Source organism: Corynebacterium occultum, assembly GCF_009734425.1.
Classification (GTDB): Bacteria; Actinomycetota; Actinomycetes; order Mycobacteriales; family Mycobacteriaceae; genus Corynebacterium; species Corynebacterium occultum.
In genome coordinates this window covers 2,819,932-2,843,923 of sequence record NZ_CP046455.1, presented here as the reverse complement: position 1 = coordinate 2,843,923, position 23,992 = coordinate 2,819,932, and the positions used below count along the sequence as shown (strand labels likewise).

General features: G+C 59.4%; 20 protein-coding genes and 3 pseudogenes. 13 read left to right on the top strand and 10 right to left on the bottom strand.

What is annotated here, in order from left to right; genetic code table 11:
* The first annotated feature begins 46 nt into the window (after nucleotides 1-46).
* The 5 genes from COCCU_RS12905 to COCCU_RS12885 all read left to right on the top strand — a co-directional run bounded on the left by COCCU_RS12905 (nucleotide 47) and on the right by COCCU_RS12885 (nucleotide 4,663).
* Entirely contained in the window at nucleotides 47-1,246 is a 1,200-nt protein-coding gene (locus tag COCCU_RS12905) for an acyltransferase family protein (RefSeq protein WP_156232082.1), read from the top strand.
* Nucleotides 1,247-1,481: 235 nt separating this feature from the next.
* Nucleotides 1,482-1,976: a DUF4383 domain-containing protein gene (locus COCCU_RS12900; protein WP_156232080.1), complete on the top strand. Its 495-nt coding sequence runs from the start codon at nucleotides 1,482-1,484 to the stop codon at nucleotides 1,974-1,976.
* Nucleotides 1,977-2,390: 414 nt separating this feature from the next.
* Nucleotides 2,391-3,164, top strand: coding sequence for a YczE/YyaS/YitT family protein (locus COCCU_RS12895; protein ID WP_231598778.1), 774 nt, complete (start codon nucleotides 2,391-2,393; stop codon nucleotides 3,162-3,164).
* Between the two features lie 175 nt (nucleotides 3,165-3,339).
* Entirely contained in the window at nucleotides 3,340-4,182 is an 843-nt protein-coding gene (locus COCCU_RS12890; protein ID WP_156232078.1) for a PhzF family phenazine biosynthesis protein, read from the top strand.
* 130 nt (nucleotides 4,183-4,312) lie between these two features.
* The gene (locus COCCU_RS12885; RefSeq protein WP_156232076.1) at nucleotides 4,313-4,663 is read left to right on the top strand and encodes an ArsR/SmtB family transcription factor; all 351 of its coding nucleotides are present in this window, start codon (nucleotides 4,313-4,315) and stop codon (nucleotides 4,661-4,663) included.
* 8 nt (nucleotides 4,664-4,671) lie between these two features.
* Here the strand turns inward: COCCU_RS12885 and COCCU_RS12880 are convergent, their stop codons facing one another.
* The 4 genes from COCCU_RS12880 to COCCU_RS12865 are packed head-to-tail and all read right to left on the bottom strand — an operon-like array spanning nucleotide 4,672 to nucleotide 9,296.
* Nucleotides 4,672-5,349, bottom strand: coding sequence for a DNA alkylation repair protein (locus COCCU_RS12880; protein WP_156232074.1), 678 nt, complete (start codon nucleotides 5,347-5,349; stop codon nucleotides 4,672-4,674).
* Complete coding sequence (locus COCCU_RS12875) at nucleotides 5,342-8,632, bottom strand: DUF3367 domain-containing protein (RefSeq protein WP_156232072.1); 3,291 nt, start codon at nucleotides 8,630-8,632, stop codon at nucleotides 5,342-5,344. The genes COCCU_RS12880 and COCCU_RS12875 overlap by 8 nt, the downstream gene beginning before the upstream one ends.
* A complete protein-coding gene (locus COCCU_RS12870; protein ID WP_156232070.1) occupies nucleotides 8,592-8,789 on the bottom strand; it encodes a DUF2613 domain-containing protein in 198 nt (65 codons plus the stop codon). Before COCCU_RS12870 ends, COCCU_RS12875 begins: the two co-directional genes overlap by 41 nt.
* 18 nt (nucleotides 8,790-8,807) lie before the next feature.
* Nucleotides 8,808-9,296 carry a universal stress protein gene (locus tag COCCU_RS12865; RefSeq protein WP_156232068.1) on the bottom strand — a complete coding sequence of 163 codons (489 nt, stop codon included), beginning with the start codon at nucleotides 9,294-9,296 and terminating at the stop codon, nucleotides 8,808-8,810.
* 100 nt (nucleotides 9,297-9,396) lie between these two features.
* Between COCCU_RS12865 and COCCU_RS12860 the strand changes: the two genes are divergently transcribed.
* Together COCCU_RS12860 and COCCU_RS14575 are read left to right on the top strand one after the other, a co-directional pair.
* Nucleotides 9,397-10,572, top strand: coding sequence for a glycoside hydrolase family 3 N-terminal domain-containing protein (locus COCCU_RS12860; RefSeq protein WP_407924142.1), 1,176 nt, complete (start codon nucleotides 9,397-9,399; stop codon nucleotides 10,570-10,572).
* Nucleotides 10,573-10,944: 372 nt separating this feature from the next.
* Entirely contained in the window at nucleotides 10,945-11,172 is a 228-nt protein-coding gene (locus COCCU_RS14575; RefSeq protein WP_197088524.1) for a hypothetical protein, read from the top strand.
* Here COCCU_RS14575 and COCCU_RS12855 read toward each other — a convergent pair.
* The 5 genes and pseudogenes from COCCU_RS12855 to COCCU_RS12835 form a co-directional block, all read right to left on the bottom strand.
* A pseudogene (locus tag COCCU_RS12855) lies at nucleotides 11,165-11,269 on the bottom strand (IS5/IS1182 family transposase); the annotation flags it as partial. The gene COCCU_RS14575 and the pseudogene COCCU_RS12855 sit on opposite strands and share 8 nt — an antisense overlap.
* A 131-nt stretch (nucleotides 11,270-11,400) precedes the next feature.
* Nucleotides 11,401-12,043, bottom strand: a pseudogene (locus tag COCCU_RS12850) (DNA alkylation repair protein).
* Between the two features lie 30 nt (nucleotides 12,044-12,073).
* The gene (locus tag COCCU_RS12845) at nucleotides 12,074-13,960 is read right to left on the bottom strand and encodes a glycosyltransferase family protein (protein WP_156232066.1); all 1,887 of its coding nucleotides are present in this window, start codon (nucleotides 13,958-13,960) and stop codon (nucleotides 12,074-12,076) included.
* 47 nt (nucleotides 13,961-14,007) lie between these two features.
* Entirely contained in the window at nucleotides 14,008-15,651 is a 1,644-nt protein-coding gene (locus tag COCCU_RS12840) for a hypothetical protein (protein WP_156232064.1), read from the bottom strand.
* Nucleotides 15,648-16,403, bottom strand: a complete 756-nt coding sequence (locus COCCU_RS12835) for a DUF6270 domain-containing protein (RefSeq protein WP_156232062.1) — start codon at nucleotides 16,401-16,403, stop codon at nucleotides 15,648-15,650. Before COCCU_RS12835 ends, COCCU_RS12840 begins: the two co-directional genes overlap by 4 nt.
* Nucleotides 16,404-16,498: 95 nt before the next feature.
* Here COCCU_RS12835 and COCCU_RS12830 point away from each other — a divergent pair, with 95 nt between their 5' ends.
* From COCCU_RS12830 to COCCU_RS12810, 5 genes are all read left to right on the top strand, one after another.
* The gene (locus COCCU_RS12830) at nucleotides 16,499-17,392 is read left to right on the top strand and encodes an ABC transporter permease (RefSeq protein ID WP_156232060.1); all 894 of its coding nucleotides are present in this window, start codon (nucleotides 16,499-16,501) and stop codon (nucleotides 17,390-17,392) included.
* Nucleotides 17,376-18,173: an ABC transporter ATP-binding protein gene (locus COCCU_RS12825; protein ID WP_156232058.1), complete on the top strand. Its 798-nt coding sequence runs from the start codon at nucleotides 17,376-17,378 to the stop codon at nucleotides 18,171-18,173. The genes COCCU_RS12830 and COCCU_RS12825 overlap by 17 nt, the downstream gene beginning before the upstream one ends.
* A gap of 57 nt (nucleotides 18,174-18,230) precedes the next feature.
* Complete coding sequence (locus COCCU_RS12820) at nucleotides 18,231-19,049, top strand: hypothetical protein (protein WP_156232056.1); 819 nt, start codon at nucleotides 18,231-18,233, stop codon at nucleotides 19,047-19,049.
* A gap of 645 nt (nucleotides 19,050-19,694) precedes the next feature.
* Nucleotides 19,695-20,525, top strand: coding sequence for an ATP-grasp domain-containing protein (locus COCCU_RS12815; protein WP_269434462.1), 831 nt, complete (start codon nucleotides 19,695-19,697; stop codon nucleotides 20,523-20,525).
* Nucleotides 20,526-20,647: 122 nt separating this feature from the next.
* Entirely contained in the window at nucleotides 20,648-21,808 is a 1,161-nt protein-coding gene (locus COCCU_RS12810; RefSeq protein WP_156232052.1) for a hypothetical protein, read from the top strand.
* Between the two features lie 29 nt (nucleotides 21,809-21,837).
* Here the strand turns inward: COCCU_RS12810 and COCCU_RS12805 are convergent.
* Nucleotides 21,838-22,134: pseudogene (locus COCCU_RS12805) on the bottom strand (IS982 family transposase); the annotation flags it as partial.
* A 145-nt stretch (nucleotides 22,135-22,279) separates the two neighbouring features.
* On the opposite strand from COCCU_RS12805, the gene COCCU_RS12800 reads away from it, so the two are divergent.
* Nucleotides 22,280-23,731, top strand: coding sequence for an IS1380 family transposase (locus COCCU_RS12800; protein WP_269434476.1), 1,452 nt, complete (start codon nucleotides 22,280-22,282; stop codon nucleotides 23,729-23,731).
* Nucleotides 23,732-23,992 lie beyond the last annotated feature (261 nt).

The window sequence follows — 23,992 nt, the reverse complement described above, 5'->3', positions numbered from 1 at the left end:
CCTTGAAGTAGGCTTGCCCCAAAGACACCATGAGAGGGAGGCGAGGTTGCATTCCGCCCAATCCTACGCAACAGGATTCATCCCCTCGCTGGAGGGCTTGCGGGCGGTTGCGGCACTCGGGGTGCTTCTCACCCACGTCGCTTTCCAAACCGGCATGGACCCCGCCACCTTCCCCGGGGATATTCTCGCACGATTCGACTTCTTCGTGCCGGTGTTCTTCGCCCTCTCTGCCTTCCTGCTCTGGCGCCGCCACCGCCGGGACTTCGCCGAGGGCTATGGGGTGGGCCGCTACTACCTGAATCGTCTGGGCCGGATCTTCCCCGCCTACCTGGTGCTGGTGGTGGGGGTGTTGCTGCTGCTCCCCGAGGCCTCCGGGGTGAGCTGGCAGGTGGCGCTGGCGAACCTGCTGATGGTGCAGCTCTACGTGCCGGACGCCCTCGCGCCGGGGTTGACCCACCTCTGGTCGCTGGTGGTGGAGTTGGCCTTCTACCTGGCGCTTCCCCTGCTTGGCCTGGGGATCGGCACCCGCTCCCGCAGGGTCCGCTTATCGACGATCGTGGCCCTCGGCCTCGTCGGTTTCGGCTGGCCCTGGCTGGGGTTTGTGGTCTCCTCGGGGACCGCGGAATCGGGGATGCCGAATATGCAGATCTTCCCCTTCTCCTACCTGGCCTGGTTCGCCGTGGGGCTGCTCGCCGCGGAATATGAGGGGCGGGTCCCGGCCGGGGTGCAGCGGATCCTGCGCTGGCGTTGGCTGTGGTGGGCACTTGCCCTGCTCACGGCCTGGGTGGCCGCCCAAAAGTGGTACGGCCCCCTGGGGCTGGAACACCCCACCCCCTGGGAATTCAACCTGCGGGTCATCGCCGGCACCTTATTCGCCGCTTTCGTGGTGGTGCCCTATGCCCTGGCGCCAGGCTCGCGGTGGTTGGAAACCTGGTGGATGCAGGCCCTGGGGCGTTGGAGTTACTCCATCTTCCTCTGGCACCTGGCGGTGCTCACCGTGGCTTTCCCCATCCTGGGGATGAGTCTCTTCAGCGGTTCCCTGATCGACTTCCTGCTCATGTCTGCCTTTGTCACGGTGGCCAGTGTGGTGGTCTCCGCGGCCAGCTATGTGCTGGTGGAGGAACCGGCCCGCAGGTGGGTGCGGGACCTGGGCAAGGGGATCTTCGGGGACAGTGTGCGGGGACGTGCCGGGGCCCAGGTGTCGGTGGGGGATGATGCCGTGCTGGGTGGCAAACACCGGAAGTGACCCGGGGTGGGGGACCCGGCTTCCGGAACCAGTGCCATCAGTGATGGATTCTTAACACCTCAGTCATGGTTTTGTCATCCAAAGTTTGTTAGCGTGGGGACTATCACACCAGTGACCCATGGGGCGCATGTGAAAATTGAGACAAGAGTGACAGTCCGCGGCGTGCGTCCGGGAGTACTGGCCCGTGAATCGACCACGTCGACTCCGCGATCGGCCGAGAAGAAAAGGCGCCACTATGACACTCAAGAACCGCTCCGGCGTACGCTCCGGACGCTCCCCGCTTCAGACCGTCTCCTTCATCTACGGCATCGTCTTCCTCCTGGTGGGCGTCGCCGGTTTCATCCCCGGGATCACCACGGACCTGGGCACCATGCAATTCGCCGGCCATGAGGGCAATGCGATGCTGCTGGGTATCTTCCACGTCTCCATCCTCCACAACATCGTCCACCTGCTCTTCGGTGTCGCCGGCATCCTCCTCGCCCGGAGTGCCACCACCGCCCGCTACTTCCTGCTGGTGGGCGGCATAATCTACCTGGCACTCTTCCTCTACGGGCTCTTCATCGACTATGACTCCGCAGCCAACTTCGTCCCCCTCAACGACGCCAACAACTGGCTCCACCTGGGACTGGGTGTGACCATGGTGGGCCTGTCCTTCCTGCCGCTCCGCACCCGGGACGCCCATGACCCCGATGAGGCGGTGAATATGCCGATGCGGGACAAGGCGGTTTAAGTCCCTGCTGGAAAACTATTTATTGAGCACCTGTTTTATCGAACCCACCCCAAAGGGGCGCGCTGTGGAGAGCGACCCCCTGGGGTGGGTTCATTATTTGGCAGGGCCCCGCTAGTGTTTCAGTCTGCTGTGAAGGCTGGGGCACTTTCGCACTGTTATCGCCAGGGCATCCCGGGGGAGTGATGTCCCTAAAAGGTAGTACATGCAGTGGAGCGGGGCCGTCCCTCCTGTGATGGGCCCCGGCTCTGGACCGCTGATGTCGCTGAAAGCACCCTTGTCCAACTCGGTCATCCAGCTATAGGGCTATAATATAGCTTCTATGATTTACCCCTTTAAAACCTATAATTTTAAAAGTCAGGTCCCTCCGGCCGCGGCAGAATCCGTGATGCCCCAGTGACCCTCAATCATTCATCCTTGGAAGTTCAGGGCCGGAACGCCACCGCGGCAGGGCGCGCCACACCGGAAGATGAAGCCCTCACTCAGCTCAACCATTCAGCCGCCCCACCTGTCGAATCACAAAAAACCCCTTTCGCCCAGCGACACCCCGTCCTCCATTACATCGGCCGACTGTTCATCTTCACGCTCGGTGTTTTCATCATGTCCCTGGGCGTGGCAGCCTCAGTGCGGGCCAACCTCGGCACCTCACCGATCACCTCCTTCCCCACGGTGCTCTCCCTGGCCACACCCCTGACGGTGGGCACCCTGACGATCCTGCTGAACCTCTTCTTCCTGGTGGTGGAGATCGTGTTGCGGGGTCGGAAGTTCCCGCCCATCCAGTTGCTGCAATTCCCGGTGGCCCTGGCCTTCGGCTTCTTCATCGACCTCAACATGTCCTGGACGGGGTGGCTCAACCCCGGCAACTACCTGATGCAGTGGGTGTGGACGATCATCGGTGTCCTCCTCGTCGCCTTAGGCGTCTACCTGGAGATGAAACCGAAGCTCTTTTACATCCCCGGGGATGGCCTGGTCGCTGTCCTGACCATGGTCACCCGCATCAAGGTGGGCACGGTGAAGATGTGCTTCGACTGGACCCTGGTGGCTATCTCCGTGGTGCTCTCCCTGATCCTCATGGGCGGGCTCGAGGGGGTGCGCGAAGGCACCGTCTTTGCCGCCTTCGGCGTGGGCCTGGTGCTCAAGATGATCCACAACATCGAGGAACGCGTCCGCGTGGATCGACGCTTCGATTAAACCCCCCGCTTATCGACGCCCCTGCCAGCCCGCCCCCAGGCAACTCCCTGGGGCGGGCGGCGGCCTTTTCTGACACCCCCCTGCCGCGGGGTGAATGACAAAAATTCCCCGGAACCCCGGGTGGCTGCCGGGGGAGGAGCCGCCGGTAGGAATCACGGGAAATATACTCATCCCCATGACCCGAATCCGAGACTTTGCACAGGTGGACGTCTTCTCCACCGAGCCCTACCGCGGCAACCCCCTGGCCGTGATCCTCGATGCGGAGGGATTGAGCGATGAGGAGATGCTGCGCATCGCCAATTGGACGAACCTCTCGGAAACCACCTTCCTTTTCCCGCCCATCACGCCGGGCGCGGATTATCTGGTGCGCATCTTCACTCCCACCGGGGAGCTTCCCTTCGCCGGCCATCCCACCCTTGGATCTGCTCATGCCTGGCTGGAAAATGGTGGCACCCCGCAACAGACAGGCACAATCATCCAGGAATGCGAGGCAGGACTGGTGGAGATCCGGAACCTGGATGGCCAGCTCTTCTTCGCCGCCCCACCCACCACCCGAAGTGGCCCCCTCGAGGAGGCCGCCCTCACCCAGCTGTGCAGCGCACTGGCCATTCCCCGCACCGATATCCTCGGCCACCAGTGGGTGGACAACGGCCCCGGCTGGTGTGCCATTCAGCTGGGCAGCGCCGAGGAGGTGCTTGCCCTGGAACCTGATTTCCAGCTCGCCGGTGATCTGAAGTTCGGGGTGATCGGGGCTTATCCGGAAGGTTCGGATTTCGCTTTCGAGATCCGCGCCTTCATCCCTTTCGCCGCCAATGGTGAGGACCCGGTGACCGGTAGCCTCAACGCCTCTGTGGCCCAGTGGCTGCACCGCGAAGGCCAGGTTGCGGGCAGTTACCGGGTCTCTCAGGGAACCAGGCTGGGACGTTCCGGATCGGTCAGTATCGAGTGCGTCGAGGATGGAGAGATCTGGGTCGGGGGAGCGGTTGCCACCTGTTTCGGGGGCACGGCACAGGCTTAAGTGAAAGTACTTCCTGTCACATCCAGGAGCCCATTGGTAGCGACATTGTCGCTGGTGATGGGCTTTTTGTTGTAATTTCGGATTTCCCAGAAGTTGAGAAGGCTCAGCATCCACGTTAGCGTCTTATTCCATGACTACAGGGATTATTGGAATAGAAGCACAAGCTGAGAACATCAAGTCACTCAGTGTGGCGTTCAAGGCTTTGGCCAATGAATCCCGACTGGCTCTGGCTGCGATCCTGGCCAGTGGTGAAAAATCCGTGGGAGCTCTCGCGGCAGAACTGGATATGGGTGTCACCACTGTTTCTGCGCACCTGCAGGTGCTTCGTCGCGCCGGCCTGGTGGAGACCCGCCGGGAGGGAACCACCGTCTACTACCACCTGGTCCGGGATGAACTCGCCAGGGTCCGGGGGAAGATCCGTGAGATCGGCCTCAACCAGAGCCCCCGCATGGCCTCACCGACCACGGATTACCTGGAGTAGGTCGGCCTTCAGCTTTCCTTCCGGCTGGACATCTCGGTGATCCAGACCGGGGCATAGGGGGAGACACACCCTGCTGAGGTTGGATAATCCTTGAGTACTTCCAGAGCCTCCCCGATCTTCAGGGCACGCCCCCGCAGTTCAGGGTGCTCAATACCGATCTGGGCGAGACAGGTGTTCATCGCCCACTGCAGCCGCTCCGGGGCCGCAACCATTTCCTGTTCGATGGTGTCCAACAGTCCCGGAAGATCGAGTCCCTCCGGCTTCTTGATCACTTTCTCCGAGGTCAGGGCCCAGCCGGCACTCCCCACAATAGGATCGGGATCTGCGAACCAGATCGCCCGTAGTACCTCCATGTGGTGAGATTTCTTCACCACATAATTGATCAGCCAGTCCTGGACCTTGGGGGAGTTGGCTTCCCGCAACATGGTGTCCAGCTCTTCCTGGCCAAATTCCTTCGGCCGACAGATCAAGAGGGCCAGCAGCCGCGCCGCCGAATCCCCGGTGGCCCATAGCTCCAGTGCCAGGTCGTGGTTCTTCTTCAGCCGCTTGGCCACTGCCCGAAGCTTGCTCAGGTTCACTGCGTGATCATCGCCGTGCTTCTGGTTGACCGTCAGAATCTTCTCATCAGCCAGCTCAGTGAGCTCTGCCATGATCTCATCGACGCTGTTCATCCCGGTCTCACTCATCAGGTTCCTCATCATTCTTGTTATTTGGGGTGGGGGAAGGGATCCCCGGTGGGGGAGAATCCCAAAAAGTATCCGCCGTGGCAAGAAGCAGCGCCGCCAATCCCAGCACGCATACCCAGCCCACCATCGGATTATCTCCGGCATAACCCACCATTGGCCAAGGGGAGCGTGCCAGCCAGGCACCTGCCATCAGGATTGGGGCGCTGGCCAGCAGCCACAACGGGATGATGGTGAATCGCATGATGGCCCAGGCCAGGACAATGATAAGCAGTGCTGGCCAGCCTGCGACCGCTGTCAACGCCAGCACCCCGCTGGCCAAGCCCACCCAGCGGAACCATCCCGGTGCTCTCTCTTCACCGACAAACCCGGGGCGCCGTAGCGTAGCCACTGCCACAGCTGCAAGAACGCTCAGAATACCCAATGCCCCACCCAGGAAAAGGCTGGCCTGATAGGCGGAATCACCGGCGAAGCTGAACTTCACCGGGCCCTGGACCCCGGGCGGAATGACAAAACCTTGGGCCCCGGCATCTATCCGACGTGGCTCCAGGTCAACGCCCTTGATGGCTGCCTCCAGCCCGGAATTCCAGGAACGACCCGTCAGCAGGAGTCGCTCATCTTCAGCGGCGGGGATCTCCTCACCTGCCCTCAGATCCTGGAAAGCGGGGGAGGGATCAAAATCGGGTTCCTTCAGACTCACCCAGGTCTGGTGGGTGCGCAGTTCATGTTGACCTGCCTCAAGTTCCACCAGATCCCCATCCCAGAACTCCTTTTCGTCGATGAAAACTGATCCTTCATCGGGGAGCGCGAGTTCAAATGACATATTTCGGGGCGTGCTGAAGGAACGAATGAGAACTCCGGTGTCCACGAACATCCGCTGGAAGAGGAAGTGGCGGACGCTTACTGAGGTGTCCGGCACGGTCACCATTCTCTCGAGCTGGTGTCCCACCAGCCCGATCTCGCTGATCCCGGTTTGCCCTTTCAAGGTCACCCGTACTGCTTCAGTGGCCCCACCCGGCACCCGGATGGTGGCCTGCTCCCCGGCACTCACCTCCACTTCGGTGGCGGCGGTGCCGGAGGAAATGACAAGAGTTGTGTCTTCCGTGGTGGTGATCTCCAGAACGGGATCCGGGAAATCACCCCGCAGCTCCAGCCACTGACCTTCGGCAGTACCTGGGGTGGGGAACCAGGCGGTATCAGTCTGACGGTCCACCGCGGCAGTCACGGAATGAGCGGGATCTGCCCCACCGAAGCTGGTGGCATCAGCTGCAGAGGAGGAGGCAAGCACCTGCCCGCCAATCTCCTCCACATAGGTGAAGGGACCGGCGGAGGGATAGTCCTTTACCGCATTACGTACATCAGCGCCTTCGGCCAGGGAAGCCAGGGGGGCGGACACCGCACCTTCCAAGGTGCCGTAATTACGGACGCTGAGCATCGGGGTGTCGGTGACTATCTCGGCGTCCTCCGCGACCAGCTCCCTGGGGCCGGGGCCGAAGATCGAATCCAGGAGTGCCAGGGACTCCCCACCACCGGCCACCTGCACCGGTGCCGCCGAGGTCACCGCCATGTCAGCGGCAGGATCAATCATGATCACCTCGATTTCGCCGAAGGTGTACCTTTCACCAGGTAATTCCTCGATGGCCCGGGAGGCAGTGTCCGGATCCGCCGCCAGATCCTGACGAACCAGCACCGCACCAATCCCCAGGCGGCGTAGTGAAGCCGCGCCTGAAGCGGGATCTTCCTCAAGCACCGCCATGACCCCGTCCAATCCGCGGATGGCCTCAGGCTCGATCAAGGGAACCGCATCGCGCACAGCCCAGGGGACGTGGAGAAGCGGCTGGACGGGTTCATCCCGGGTCCAGCCCCAGTCCTGCCGGGCGAAGGAGGATTCAGGATAAATCAGGGTGCGGGTGCCGGCGGTATTCTGACTGAGGAAATCCGCCGCCTCCTGCCAGTACACCGGCACCTCCTCATAAGCACCCCGGGGAAGCAGACGTCCGGTCCACGCCGGGGAGGTGGCTCCCAACCCGATCAGGATGACCAACCCGGCGACGGCCATCCGTCGGGCAGGGAAGGCCCGCTTCCGAACAACTGCCCAGCTTGAAGGCAAGCGCAGAACACTCCCCAGTGCAGCGATGCCCACCATCAGCGGAATCCGCACCAGGGGATCAAATTTATGCAGGTTGCGCAGTGCTGCCCCGGCACCATCCAGGAAAGCCAACCAGGTAGTGCCGAGAGGTCCGTGAGCCATGCCCAGAATCAGGAACCCAGTCAACAACATCCCCACCCACAGGCCAGCATGGCTGGACCGGTTGCGGATCAGGAGACTTAAACCCGCCAGCCCAAGTGCCGCCACCACCACAGTGGCCAGCACAAACACCGGTTCGCTGACCAGGAGGTTCCCGGCTTCCCGCTCAGTGTCCACGAAAGGTGACCAACTGGTGGTGCCCCGGAGAATCTCCAACGGATTGAGCCAACGGGTGGTCACATAAGAAGACTCAATGAAATCAGTGAAGGGGGCGGAATAGCGTCCCAGAACCAGGAGGGGACCGATCCACCAGATGCTCACCGCCAGGCACCCCAGCAGCCAGAGTCCCAGGGCACGCCAACCCCAGGGTGCGCGATGCAGAATACGCCAGATCAGAACTATCCCGGCCGGAACGCAGGCCGCCAAGGTGGCCGTGGCATTGACTGCCCCCATGGCAGCCACCGGCAGCACCGCCAGTGCCACCGCCCGGATTCCCAGGGGGCCGAGCAGCGGCAGGATCACCCAAGGTGCCAACATCACCGGCCAACTCTCGGAGGAGATGGCCCCCAAGGTGGTCAAGGTCCGTGGTGATAAGGCGAAAAGCAGGGCGGCCAACACCCTGAAAGGAACTGAACCTATCCCGAGCCGTGAAACCAGCAGCAGGAACCCGGAGTAACCCACCCCGAGGACAATCAGCCACCAGAGACGCTGCGCCACCCAGTCGGGCAGGAAATCCGTGAGCAGGAAGAAGAAGCCCTGTGGAAAAAGATAGCCATAGGCCTGATTCTGGAGCTGCCCGAGGGTGAAGATATCGGTCCAGGCATGCAGCGTGCCACCCAGAAAACCAGCCGGGTTGGCCGCCAGATCATGCTTCGTGTCCGCGGCCGTCAATCCCCAGGGTTGGGTGAATGACAAAAACGCGAGCAACAACCAACCACCCAGGTGAAGAACTCCCTGGAGGTTAAGCTGCGGCCCGCGTTTCACGTGGAACGGGGCGCTAGCCGCGGGTGCCGTACTCCGGGCCACCGAGCATCGCATCTTCCACGGTCACCGCATTTCCCTGGGGGAGGGAATCCTGATCAGAGAAAGCTGCGACACCCAGCACTGCAACAATGCCGGCAGCGACACCGACAACGGCACTGGCAATCGCCGGGCCAAGAGTACGTCGGTTGAGAGAATCAGATGTATAAGCCATAGGAGTGAAAGATTACCGTTAATCCTCCATATCTTCGAGTGGCGGAACCACGAACACCGGAATCCCGGAATTATGGATGACATTGTCCGCGGTGGAGGACTGCCACAGAGACTTCAGTCCACTGATCGCCCGGGTACCGGTGACGATGACATCCGGGCGCAGCTCCTTGGCGGCATCCACAATGGCAGACCAGATCGCGGTGGCCGATTCCACCATATGGGCACGAGCCTCCAGACCGAGAGACTGTGCCAGGGTCACACCCTCCCGACAGGTGGCCCTGCCCTGGACATAGGCCGGATCCTCATTCTCAGCATTGCTGCCGAAATCCGCCTGGCGCAAACCGGAAACACTCACCGCCCGAGCCGCCTGGCGGTGCATCGGCTCCCAGGCGGTCAGAATCTCCACCCGACGGGGACGGAGCAGGGCCGCTGCATACTCCAAGGCCCGCCGAGACTCCGGGGAGCCGTCATAGGCGATGAGCATCGTGGTCTGTTTCGCTTCACTCATGGGGGACTCCTAGCACTAGTGGTACCCCAAGTTTAAGTGCCTTCAGTGGATCCGCGCGCACTGATGCAGAAGACCGGGAAGATAAGGCAGACTGGCCAGCATGAACAAGAACTTCTCGGTGAAGGTGGCCGCCATGACCGCCGCCGCACTCTGCGGCGGACTACTGGTCGCCTGCACCCCGGAAACCATCGGCTCCGACACAACCGAGACCAGCAGCAGCCCCATCTCCGAAAAGCCCACCGGACGCCCCGGCGAACCAGCCCCCACCAGTTCCACCTCAGCCCTGCCCGCCACCGAAGAAACCCCGGAGCAGGAGGAACTACGGGCCCAGGTGGCCTCCCTCATGATGGTCGGAGTCACCAGCTACGAAGACGCCCTGGCCAAACTGCAACAGGGAGCCGGCGGCATCTTCATCACCAGCTGGGCGGACCCCGCAATCCTCACCGAACCCGGCCGAGACATCGCCGCACTCAGGGAAACCGTGGGCCGAGACTTCAGCGTCTCCATCGACTTCGAAGGCGGCCGGGTCCAACGACACTCCGAAATCCTGGGCAACTGGCCCGCACCCCGGGAAATGGCCGCCACCCGCACCCCGGAAGAGGTCCGCGCCCTGGCCGCCGAGATGGGCAAGAGCCTGGCAGACCACGGCATCACCGTGAATTTCGCCCCCGTGGTGGACCTGGACATCGCCGAACTCGATGTCATCGGAGACCGCTCCTTCTCCCCGGACCCGGTGGTGGCCGCCGACTACGCCGCAGCCTTCGCCACCGGCATGAAGGATGCCGGAGTCACGGCAGTGTTCAAACACTTCCCGGGCCATGGCCAGGCCTCCGGAGACACTCATACCGGCTTTGCGGTCACCCCTCCCATCGAGGTCATCCGCGAACAAGACCTCCCGCCCTTCGGCCGGGCACTCACCGGCGCGCCGGGTGAGGTGATGGTCGGTCACATGGTGGTTCCCGGACTGGGGGATGAATCCCTGCCGAGTAGCCTTGATCCGGCCGTCTATCAGCTGCTGCGCAGTGGTGCTTATCCGGAGGGGGTTCCCTTCAACGGTGTCGCTTATACCGATGATCTTTCCGGCATGGCGGCAATCACCGATCTGATGAGTACTCCTGAGGCTGTGGCGGCGGCGATCGGGGCCGGGGCGGACCAGGCACTCTGGTCCAGTGATGAGTCCCTGGAGGTAGTTATTGACACCGTCATGGCTGCTATTGAGGCCGGAACTATCTCTGAGGAGCAGATACAGGAGTCTGCTGAACGGGTTCAGGTGTAGCTTGGGGCATAACTCTCCCTGCGCAGTCAATGGTGAAACATCTCAATTAAGAGATCGTGCGGACAGGGCATCAGGCGGGGCGATGAAATAGGGCAGGCACGAGGCCTGGTACATACGAATTCGATCAAGAATCACCTAAACCGCTCAGGAGCACTCGAGCGTGGGCGTTCCATCATTGATCATCGGTCCCCTCTTCGACCAACTCATCCCGGTCCTCGTCCTGGGTACCTCATACACCACGATCGCCGATTCCACGCGGGGTCTCGACCCGCTACCGCGATCTCTACGACATTGCGCTGATCGCCCTCTCCCTCGAGGTCAAGGGGGGAAGAGCTTGCTCAAGCGCTGCGGGCACAGGAGAAGATCCGGGGCATGTCCCTACCCCAGGTGCTGCATCTTCCCGGGCACGAATGGGAGAAGGGATATGCGGGGTTGAACAAGAACTCCCCGTACCTGCGTGCAGAGATTATCGCTGTGGCCGATGCCCTCCAGGTGGCCGGGGCCTTGATCGACCCGATTTTGTCCACCGAAAACACGCCTGTGGGAACCTGGCCACCGAAACACCAATCCTGGACCTGGGGCCGGACCCCGGAGCAATAAACGACTCAATGACCCGGACACGACGCTCGGTACACACCTTCAACTTTTTAAAACCCCGGTTATGCCAGGAATTCGTCCGATCAACCACCCGCCGGGAAGGCGTGACCATCTACGACCACCTGGTCCGCGAGGAAATGATGCGCGTGCAGAGCTGGTCTTCCGAGATCGGCATGGGCTGGACTTCGATGCCGCAGACCTACGCCTCCGACTACCTGGAGTAGCCCAGGATCAACTATCCTTGTGTTGACTCATCTCGGTGATCCAGATCGGGGCGTAGGGGGAGATGCACCCGGGGGAGGTGGGGTAGTCCCGGAGCACTCCGAGGCTTTCTCCGAGGTCAGGGCCCGATCGCGGAGATCTGGGTGCTCGATTCCGATCTGGGCCAGGCAGTTGTTCATCGCCCACTGCAGCCGCTCCGGAGCCTGCACCATCTCGGCCTCGATGGTGTCCAACAGACCGGTCAGATCCAGCCCCTTCACGTTCTTGATCACCTTCTCCGAGGTCAGGGTCCAACTGGCGCTGGTCACATCCGGGTCCACCTCCCCGAACCAGTCCCCGCGCAGCTGCTCAGCGTGCGGGGATTTTTCACGTGGTAGTTGACCAGCCAGTCCCGGACCTTCGGGGTACGAGACTCCCGCAGCATGGTGTCCAGCTCAGTGGCGGAGAACTCCTTGGTCCGGGCGATCAGCAGGGCCAGCAGGCGGGCATTGCTGTCTCCGGTGGCCCAGAGCTCGAGAGCCAGCGGATGGTTCTTCTTCAGCTGCTTGGCCACCGCCCGCAGCTTGGTCAGGTTCACCGAGTGATCGTCACCGTGCTTTTCGTTGACGGCGAGGATCGTGTGGCCGGAGAGGTCTTCTAGATCCTGCTGGATTTCCTGGGTGGAGTTGGTCACCGGTGGCTCCTAGATGTTGACGTGCTCGGTATTGCAGCCGAAGGACTCGACCACTCCATTGGCGAGGAATTCGGTGTCTACGGCATCCCAGGTGTGAGTCCCATGCCCCCTGACCTGGATGAAGTTGAAGCGGTCCGCAGCGTAGATCCTTCGGCCCGACTCGAGAACCTCCTCCAGGAAGCGGGAGTCCTCTCCCCGGGTGCGATCGGCGAAGGGAACCGCTTCGAAGGTCTCTCGGCGACCGACGAGGGTGGGGCCGCAGACGAAGTCGGTCCACCGGTGCTCCAAATCGGGGCGTCGCAGGAGCAAGGTGCCCGAGGACTCCAAGTAGGCGAAGGCCGCGGCCTTGCCCACCAGATCTGCCCCTGAGTAGAACAACGCGTTGACCTGGTCCAGCAGATAATGGGGACCGTAGAGGTCATCATCGTCGAACTTAGCCAGGATGTCCCCGGTGGATTCGGCAACGAGCTGGTTGAGACAGGTGCCCAGACTGTGGGAGGACGGGGCGGTCAGGCACCGGACTGTCTCGATTCCACGCTCAGAGCAGGCCGACTCTACTTGGGTCGTGTCGAACTCGAAGCCGTGGCCGAGCAGGAGCAGCTCGATATCCACATCGAGCTGGGCTGCTACCTGGTCCAGGACATGCTCCAGCTGGTGGGGTCGGTTGGTGGAGACGAGGACGGATACCCGAGGCCGTTCTTGAGCGGAGGTCTCAAGGCCGACTGCATCCAGGATCTGCTGGGCCCGGTGAGTGTAGGTGTGGTTTCCCCAGATGCGCCGCTGCGCCCGGTGCACCATCCGATCCCGAAGGCGGGGGGAATTAACCAAGGAGCGCAGCATCCACTGCGTCTCCTGCGGATCCGTGACAGTGGGGATCTCATCGATGGGGAAGAACTGCTCGATGGCGGCGCTGGGGGCGCTGACCACGGGAGTGCCGCTGGCGGTGATTTCAAAGATGCGACGGGCGCACATACTCGGGCTGTCGATTACGGAGTTGACGTTTAGGAAGACTTTGAAGTCCCGATAGGCGCTGAGCATCTTCTCGTAGGGCAGGGAACCGGCGACATAGCGGTCCACCGGAGCCGGGAACTGGTACTTCTCGTCCGTCCCGATGAAACGAGAGAAGATGGTCAGCCCGTGCTCCATCCGCGGAGAGACCTCGGCGGCGGCATTGAGTAGCAGGTCCATCTGCTCCCGACGCTCGGGGAACTTGTGGGCGAAGTAGGTGCCGGCGAAAGCGATGTCCCCGCGCTGGTGCATACTCTTGATCCGAATCGGATTGTGGATCGCAGGCTGCGCGGCGAAGCTCATGACGTGGATGTTCTCGTGCCCAAGCTCCTTCCGGTACTCCGGGACCTTATTGATGTCGGTGGTGAACACGACGTCGAAAAGCTTCGCGGTGTCCAGGAAGTCCTCGAAGTGAGGCGGATCCTCCTTGTTCCAAAAAACTGTGGGGATGTCCTTCCCCCGGCAGTGACCGACTAGATCGACCAGGGCGGTGCTGGGGGCCTTGGAACCTGTCAGCTGGTACTGCCAGGCCCCGCCCACGCCATTCCATGCGGATTCCACGAGGAGGAGGTCGATGGAATCATCGATCCGGTCCCGCCAGTTGCCGGGGGTTACCGGCACGGTGTCGAACTCGTAGTCCCAGGCAGCCAGGGAAAAGTTGTCGAGAATAACCGCGACCCGGACATCCCCGAATCGACGGGGGCGGTCATTAGGCACGTACTCGGGAATGTCGAGGGGGTTCCACTCCACACCGGGGCGTAACGACGCCCTGGTGCCCGCACCGTCGATGCGACGGCGGGTCAGCCAGGTGCGCAACTGGGCGGGACCGCCCTTGCGGAGGTGCCAGAATCCGGTGCGTGCCTGCTGGAGGGAGGATGACAATCCCATGGTGTCTCTGCTTCTCTTCGTGCGGTGGAGTGATGGGTGTGTGGTGCTTAGATGCTGGACCAGGACGTGAGCTGCCGGTAGACGCTGCGCTTCAGCCGGTCTTTATAAGGCAGAGAAAGCATGGCGTGTAGCAATCGACGGGAATTCAAGGGAAGCACGACATCCGGCCCGAAGTCCGCTTCGGAGTAGCCGTAGGCAGCCCAGGAGGACATGCGGTGTTCCCAATAGAAGAGGTCCAGCAGGTCATGGCCGGCGGAATTAGCCTCGCTTAGCTGCGTGTACTGCATGTATTCGTCCATGGTCTCAATCAACCGCGGATCATGCTGAAACTCCGACTGGGTGAATTTGCTAGCCAGCACCTCCGGGGTGATGGCTGGGTAGTCCCGATCACGGTAGAAAGCGGTACCTACTTCGCCTCCGATGCCGATGATGACCGATTCCTCCGCGCTGAAGGATTCGTAGTACATGCGGGCCAGGCTGGGGAAGCGGGCCCACGAGGGAAAAGTCTTCCGGTACATCGCCCAGAAGGGGTCAGAGCCAGCCTCGTGCTTCGGTACATTGAGGACCCGGTGGTTGAGTTCTGCCAGCTCCGCGAGGCGATTGGCTCCTAGCAAGTCCTTCCGGGAATGATCGGCGTTGCGCTCGAAGAAGTGGTAGGTCATGGCCTCAGCACCGGCATCCTGAAGAAGGTCGAGGCTGCCAGCGAGGATGGCCCGGGAATCGGACCCCGAGGTAAGGGCAAGTACTGAACGCGGTCGGCGGTCTAGAGCTGCATCCATCTGGAAACGAAGCTCCGAGAGATAGCGTTCGGTGGCCTCGGCAATGCTGAGCTTTTCCGGCGGGGTGTCAAAGAAGCGGCGGTGGGTAGCTTGTCCATCCTTGACTTCTAGAAAACAGTTGGCAAAGACTAGTTTCACCCCGTCATGTGGGGCAATCATTCCGGGAAGGCACTTCCCCGCTGGGTTGACATAGTTCTTGTGGGAGAGCACCCACTGGGCCTGCTTGGCGCTGGGGGTACCGCAGGCTGCAGCCACCAGTGCGGAGTGGGAAGCTAGGACGAGCCTTCCTCCCTGATCGCTCCAATAGCAGGATCGGGTGGCCATAGCGTCGACGTGCACTCGGAGGTCTACGCCGCGGCGGGCGACAATGATGAAACGTCCGCCGAGCCAGGTCACCATCCTATCGAGCCCGGCCCAGTCGGTGGAGCCTTCCAAACTCTTCAGAAGAGCTGGCGCCACCTTGGCAGAGGTTCGGAGTCGGCGCTCCGAATCTGTGGTGTGCCCCAGAATCAAGACCTCGATCTGCCCGGTCTGATCCTTGGCCTGGGTGAATTCCAGGTCAGGGTCATGGGAGATGATCCAAGACCCGATGCTGTGGGTCTCCCATTTCCTGGGTACCAGATCCGGATGTGGGGAAGACTCAGCCGTGAGAATCCATCCCTGGGCGAAGGCATTGGCGTATTGTCGGGCCTCTGAGGCTGGGGGAAAGACAGCGCTATGCTCGGCGAAGTGTTTCCAGGCCTCATTGAGGCGGGGGTAGTCCCGAGTGAGCCCCGCCTGGGGCAGAGGAAGACGACGCTCGCCGCCTTGCTCGGTAGCTAGCCTCCTGATGTTCCATTGCCGGACCTGAGCCGGGCCACCTTTGCGCAGATGCCAGAAGGCTTGCCGAAGTAGCTCCACCTGGCTGGTCACTGTGTACCGCTTTCCTGAATGAATGTGAGAATCCGTTCCTTGAAGAGCTGGTAGGCCTCGGTGGTGTAGTGGAAGGGGGCTCGGCCCCACTTGTGGTTCAGATCCGAGACCAGTCCATCGAACCTGGCTATTTTAAGCCCTAGACCCTCAAGATGCTCGATATAGGGGGCGAAGGCCTGGGGCGCATCAACAGGAGCCAGTCCTCCCAACGGCCGAGTGGGGTTTCCCTCTGAATCGATGAGCGCCCAGTCCGGAGCCAAGACTAGGGTCCGCTCTTTCAGCTTCAACTGGCGTAGAGAATCTACGAAGAGCGAAGCAGCGCCTTTCCAGCGATCGAGGTGCTCCATGGTCCCGAAGTCGATCTTCCGAGCATCCTCGAGCCTGGCCTTGAGCTCGGGAACCTTCCGCAGATCTGGGCTGTTGGTGACGATGGAACCATCGGGAAAGACCCAGACTCCGGATCGTTCTACGTTGAGATCCCAGACAAAGACATCGACATTCCCTAGGGCTGCCAGGTCAGAGGTGATAAAGCCGTGGACATCGAACTCGAGCATGCGCTGCTGGAATTTGCTGGGCACCTGGAACTTCGGAAGACTACCTCGGGCATCACTGCCGGAGGAGAGAAGTGAATGACGGGCAATGTATCGGGCGAGTTTGAACTCTTCCTCGCCGGCGATCGCCAAAGTGTCCCGGCTCACACAACCGCCGAAAATCGCAACGTTATACTTGTGATTCAAATTGTCCGTATCCACTCGATGGTCCAATCTTGATACTGATTATTGGTCGTTAGGTCAGTATAGTGATCTCAATATGTGTCTAGCGTGACTGAGGTTGAAGGAGGTGGGTTATGGAAGAAGCCGTGGGATCTGATCCCCAGACTAAAGGAAAGTCGAATGTCATCCTTGTCGATGGCAGTAATCTTCGCCGCCTGAATTCTCGACCGAATCTATTTCAGTACATTCGGCAGCTCTGGAGTCGGCGATTCTTTATTGCCGCTGATGCCAGTGGAAAGTCTTTCGAGTCTCAGCGGGACATGTTCCTCGGCCGAGCCTGGATCATCTTGTCTCCCATGCTTGAGGCAGCGATGTACGGCGTTCTTTTCGGCCTATTGCTGCGAACTTCCCGAGGTATCGAGAACTTCATCGGCTACCTCTTTATCGGCATCATCTTCTTCGGATTTCTGCAGTCCGGCCTTACTCGGGGTACTAACCTGATCAGGAGCTCTCAGAGCATGATCAAGGCCTTCACCTTTCCCCGCGCTGCGCTGGTGTTCTCCCAGAGTCTGAGGGGTTTCATCAGTGGTATCGCCCCTGCTTTCGTGGCAGTCATTGGTGCCCTTCTGTTCCAATGGGGGAATCCTCCCACCTGGCGGCTTCTCTTGGTGATTCCGCTTTATCTCTTGATCCACGTCTTCAGCACGGGGCTGATGCTCTTGATTGCCAGAATCTGCGCTTTTATCCCGGATCTGGCGGCGTTGGTGAAGTTGGCGGGAAGAGCCTGGTTCTTCACCTCTGGCGTGTTCTTCTCTATTGAGAGATACGCGACGCATCCGGAGATTCAGGCGTTCATGGTGGCTAATCCTGCCTACCAATTTCTCCAGGCAGTGCGCGGTGCAGTGATGTACGCAGAGGTGCCGAGCCTGGAGACCTGGCTCTACTTGTCTGCATGGTCATTCGGGCTCCTTCTTGTCGGGCTCATCGTTTTCTGGTCGGTTGAGGAGCGCTATGGAACCATCAACTGATCATCCGACGGTGGTAGTCCGAGACCTAATTAAGGATTACCAGATCCGCGGAGCCGGGCGACGTAGATCCTTCCGGGCTCTGCATGGGGTGTCACTGGTGGCCAACTCCGGGGATTCCATTGGAGTACTGGGAAAGAACGGGTCTGGAAAGTCGACGATGCTCCGGTTGATCGCGGGAGGAGAGTCTCCGACCTCCGGAGATATCCGGGTATCCTCTCAGCCCACTCTCTTGGGGGTGGCCGCTGCGCTCCAACCGAAGTTGACCGGAGCCAGGAATATTCGGCTGGGGCTCCTTGCTATGGGATTGACCCCAGATGACGTAGAGGATAAGTTCGACGAGATCTGTGAGTTCGCGGATATCGGTGAGGCCATTGACCGGCCAATGAACACCTACTCCTCAGGCATGGGATCGCGCTTGAAGTTCGCGATCTCCACGAGCCTCAGTCCTGAGATTCTCCTGGTGGATGAAGCTCTGTCCACTGGAGATGCCTCCTTCACAGATCGGGCCAAGGAACGCATGGACGGATTCCTCAGTAATTCGGGGACGGTCTTCATGGTCTCCCACGCGGCAGACACGATTCAGAAGAGCTGCAACCGGGCGATTTGGTTGCATGAGGGAAGAATCATCGCCGATGGTGCTGCCGAAAGCGTGACTAAGTCCTATCGTGTCTGGGGGAACAGGGCGGCCACCGGAAAGCATGAGGAAGCCGCCGAGATCATCAGGAAGATCGAGGGCTACTACAAGCCACCGATCATTAAGCTCGAAAACGAACGGAAGTAGACCGTCAAGGTCGTTCAGAAAACCTGAACCGATGGCTGTGGAGCCAGAAGGATACTCATGACGAAGAAGTACCTGAGGAAGCTGATTTTCGCGTGGGCGGTACTGCTCATCTCTCTGCTTCTTCTCATCTGGGGACTGTTCACCCTAGCGGATGATTTCATGTTCGGCATCGGTTTGACGCTGCTCGGTATCGGAGCTCTGGTGCCCATGGTCTGGTGGACTAGGCGATCGCAGAGTGGAAAACAAACCCCCAGATTCAAAGCCATGTCCGCTGCTGGTGGTGTTTTCATGATCGCGGGAGCTGTGACTATTGTGTACCCTCTGACAACTACTGATGTCAGTATGGGCGAGGATGACATCATCCAGGCAGACGAAGTCGATGCACGATCCGCAAATGAATCGAGCGAGCCAACAACGGTGCTGAACAACACCGCAACAACCAGAGTCTCCGAGGCTGATAGCGGAACGGCTTCACTTGGGGCGATGAAGCGGTACGGCACAGTGGTTCGGACTTCGGAACCGGTCGCCCCGACGGCCAGCAGCATTACGTCCACAACCATCTCGAGCGCAACTCCGGAACCGGTCCCTACGCCATCAGAGCCCACAACTTCCCAGCCTGCGAACCCCGGTGGTCAGGGGCTGCCTGACGGTGGTGCACATGTTCTCCCGACTCAGGAACCGTCCGCAACCCCCGAACCTTCGGAGACAGAGGAAACAACAGCCGAGGAAGGTACCCCTGGAGAGGGAGGCGAAGGGGAGCAGACGACTCCCGAGACCACCACCGGAACTACTACTTCGCCGACGCCTTATGGGCTGGAGGGCCTTGTCCCAGGGCTTCTTGAGAATTCCCCTTTTGATCCTTCTATGCCCAATTGAGTGCCAAAAGGAGAAAGCAAACATTTCTCGATGAGAAAGCTCAGCTCAGGGGCAGGAATTGTCAAGTTTTGACTGATGTATGAAAGCAGTTGTACTTGGACTGTTAATCGCGAGTTGGAACAGGCTGGCAAAGGTGGGCCTGACCAATGGCACAGATGCTCCCAACAGAGGGTGGGCAATCCTCCTTCAGAAAATTAAATGACTGTATGGACTCTTTGAATCGAGAGGGTATGTGTTTGCCCCATTGTAGAGTGTTCCTAAGGCCGGATCAGGCGCGATGTCCTAATATTGCGTTGTGTCGAGACAACAGGAACTAACGCGGAATTCCGCGTCTCTACTGTCAGTCTTTAGTGGGTAGACCAGATGCTGGTAGTGAAATATTTCAGCACTAATTTAAAGGAGTTGCTTGATGGCTGATGATTACACCTTGCTGAGAAAATTTATCCGAGAGCGGCTTACCGGTCCAGGCTTGCAAATGAATCACCTGGATACTACGCGATCCGCGATCCGGAGTATAACGGGAAAATTTGAAAAATTTGGTTGGGTGGTCGAATCCATCGAGGACCCTGCGAGCCGATTTACCCAGAACAAGATCACCTCTCCAGACGGTTCCACTACCCTTTCAATGGTGGGGGGGGGGGGAAGGTGTACAAGCACCCACCTGCGACTGAACAAATTTGTCGGCGTAAGCATCTGACCAAGAGAATGCTTGATCTCGCAAATCTTTCGACCCCAGCTGGTGGAGATTTCGCACCGTCCGAGCCGGAAGTAGCGGCTGCCTTCTTTGAGAAAATGCCGAAACCGGTAGTCGTAAAGGCGACAGATTCCGGGGGGTCTAAGGGCGTTACGGTCGGGGTGCGCAATCGTGAGCAGTTTGAACTTGCTTGGAGCCATGCTCTTGCCGATGGGCGAAAGAGCTCGAACGTGTTGATTGAAAAGTACGTGGATGGCGTTGAGCTTCGGGCTTTTGTCATTGGGGATGAAGTCGTCAGCGTAGTTGCACGTATCCAGCCTTTTGTCGAAGGTGACGGCATTAGGAATCTCACAACCCTGATCGAAGAAATCCACAAATCGCGGGAGGTTCACTACCGTGCTAAGAAAATGCCGGTTGTTATAAAATGGGAATTTATCGCTGGCCAAGGGTATCAGGAAGATTCTGTTCCGGCTGCAGGTGAGATCGTGTTCTTGAACCCCTTCAACACTCCCACCAATGGAGGATTCATCCTTGATGTCACGTCGGCAGTCTGCGACGAGATCAAGGAGCTGTCGATCAGATCGATGCAGGCTATTCCTCACCTGGAGGTTGCCGGTATTGATCTGATGGTCAGTGACTTGGGGGATGCCGATACTGCCTACGTTATTGAAGTGAATACGGCGGCTTCTTTGGAACTTCATCGTTATCCGACACATGGAGAGCCACGAGCGGTTGATTTGGATATCGTGGAGTACTTCAATTCGAAGTACGGCGAAAAGTGATTGAGTGCTGAGCCTACCATTACGCGGATAGATCGAACCTCCGCAATTCTTGTAGTGGTTTCAGATTTATATTGGAATTTTCATGGTACAGCGTTAGAAACTGTTTGAAAGGACTTTCTTTCATGAAAGATGTCAATTTGCGGAGTATCTCATTCAAGGACTTGAATATTTCAAGTCGCCGAGTCTCGCTGACTATGCACTACGATAACACCGACCATGAAATTTGGTATGAGTTCGATCGTGAGATTGAAACTACATCTTCATTGGTGGCAATCGCAGTTGCTCCGTTGTGCGGTCGCGCATTTGATGAGGTCTCATTCGACTTTGAAATTGATGGTGAAGCGCTCGAAAGCATTAGGAGTTTCACTAGGGCAGACGTGAGTGCCCCGACCAAACCGAGGGAACCTCAACGAGATTCTGAGGATCGGGACGGCACCATTCTCAGCTTTAGCGGAGGCTTCGACTCGATTGCGGCCAAGGCACTCTTGCCTGATGACACTCACCTGGTTTCATTGGATCTAGGGGGATGGTTCAAGCGAGAAGCCGAGTACTTTGGCCGATTCAATCCCATTACAATCAAAACCAACATCAGGCAAGTTCCCGATCAACGGACGGCGTTGACTAGCAATAACTGGTTATTTATGGCGACAGGCACCATTCTCTGTTCTTACCATCTCGGAGCCAAGTACCACGTCTTCGGTACGATTCTCGGGGAAAGGTTCTCCTTCCCAGCCTCTCCGAGAAAGATTCCTCTCATGGAAAGCATCGGTCTTCAAGAGGCGCCGATTACCTCTGGTATCACCGAAATTGGGACCACTAGGATCATGCTGCAGACACACCCCGAAGAGGTGGCTGCCTCGTTGCAGTCCCTGGCAAATAATGGAGACAGAAAGCAGTACTACAAACAGTCGATGGTGACTTTGCTGGCGGAGGAACTTGGAGTCAAGAACCCGATTTCTGACTTCAATCCGGAGTGGAAGAACAAAGTCGGCTTTGGGGGCTCCTATACCACGGCGCTCTCTGCCCTTTATTTCATGGCTAAAGGGCGGATGGACCTAATTGCTCCATTGTATGACGAGATTCCGGCTGAAGCCGTTACTTTCTCAAAATCGCACAGGATGGATTTTATGACCCGTGTGAATACGGATTTTTATCACTGGACACCCCGCCATCTCCGCAATCCACTATTTGAAAAGCTGAGCAACCTTGATTTGGTCCCGTACTCAGAATCTGACTGGGACGAAGTTCATGAAACCCGAGAATTCCTCAAGAAATGGTTCTAGATGATTGAGTCCAAGGGTGTGCTGGGGGTTTAGTGGTCATAGGCGATCAGTGATCGCAGGGCAGGTTGGCCGGTGGCGTGGTTATGCCAGATCGCTGCGGTTAATGCCAGCAGGCGTTTAACGACCTGGCAGACCAACCCACCGGCAGTGCGGCTGCCGTGTCGTTCAAGATGGAGCTGGCTTTTCATCGTGTTGAACACCGACTCGATAGTCTGCCGCAATGGTTTCAAGAATTGTTTTCCTGGCCTGGGTTTTTCCCCTTTCCGGGCCGGGCGAAGCAACTCAACACCACCAGTTGTCAGCTCGTCTTCCAGCCAGGCACCGTTAGCCCGGTGTTTTCATGGGAATGAAGAAAATAGGGACAAGGAAGACGACGAAAGTGATCCTGACCAGGTAAAATGGGAGTTCTCGACGCTTCCAAAACCAGGTCGAAAGGATCACCTTCTTAGGTGACAACTCACCAGCTTTCATATCGATACCCCCGCCACTTCCCAACTATGTTCCAACGCCGGACTCATGCTACTGGCACAAGCCGCCGACCGGGTCGGCGTCGCCGACGCAATCGACACCGCACTTGGTGACCGGCAGAAGCCGAACCTGGTCCACACCACCGGCCACACCATGACCTCACTCGCCCTGGCCCTGGCGATCGGTGGCGACGACGCCAGCGACATCGACCTGCTGAACCCGTTGGTCGGAACCGGGCTGATCGATAAGATCCCCTCGGACTCGACGATCCATCGCCGCCACCACGAACTCCACGATTCCGGCGACGAGGACGAACACAGTGCTGAACTCATCGATGATGCCAGCACCGCAGCGGTGCTGTCAGGGATGAAAACCGCCCGCACCACAGCCTGGCGCGCGTGCAGGGCCCGCAACCCCGCCACCACAGCAACCATTGCGAATCCGCTGGTCGTGGACATCGACGCCACGGAAGTCGCGTCCCACTCGGACAAGGAAAAGGCGATGCCGACGTGGAAGAAACACTTCGGGTTCCACCCCTTAACTGCGATCATCGATCACGGAGCAGGGCTGACCGGGGAGCCGACCGCCGTACTCCTGCGCCCCGGCAACGCCGGATCCAATACCGCCGCTGATCACATCATGGTGCTGAATCAGACGATGAACAGCATGCCTGACCACGTGGACGGTCATGACTGGGGCCGTAGATTGCTGGTCCGTACGGATGCTGCCGGCGGATCAAAGAAGTTTATCAACCACCTCGACCAACAAGGCCTGGCGTACTCAGTCGGGATCGGTACGTTCTGGCAGGTCGCCGATATCGCTTCCACGCTCGGCGGTAAGGTCAAGCAGGGCATTATCCGCCCCGATGGAACAGTCAGCGATATCGATGATGCCTATGTCGCTGACATCACCAGCCGGGTGCATTGCTGGGCCGGGGAACCAGTCGGGATCACCCTGGAGGATTATCCACCGGATATGCGGTTTATCATCCGTGTTGAGCACGCTGCCAGCGGTGCGCAGTTGCGCACCACTGATCTGGATGGGCGACGGATCCAGATGTTTGTCACCAACCGGAACGGCCATGCCCAGCGCTTGGATGAGCTTCACCGGGCACGCGGCCGCTGTGAGCAACGCATCCGCGACGTCAAGGACTGTGGCCTGGGAAAACTCCCGCACACCGCCTTCCGGATGAATCAGGCGTGGGCCTACTCAGCCATGCTGGCGATGAACCTGATCAGCTGGGCAGGACTGATCACCGCCGCCACACCGCCACCATCAACCACATCTCGGCAATGGTGGTGGGTCTGGGAACCAAAAACCCTACGCGTCCGAATGCTATCGATCGCTGGTGTCGTCGTCCGGCACGCCAGACAGTTAAGCATCCGGTTCGATGGCGCTGCTGCCCACCGCGAGCTGCTGGAACACGGCTTGTCCCGGCTGAGATCCACGGCCTGACCCCGGCTCCTTGTTGCCCCGCCTTTTTTATCAACGCGCAGTCCACAGCCACCACTACTCAACGGACCTGGAACCTGGGTACCCCGGCACCAGCACCCGCCGGGATCTCGTCGATCTTTGCTGCTGCTACCCCCACGTGCTCATCACGAAACGAATTCACGTGAAAAATTCGGGCTAGATCGAGTTGATCTTGCGAAGCCAGGGCAGCGATGCTCATGAGAATGCGGATTTGTCTTTGGGCTGGATCGTCTCTGGGAGCAA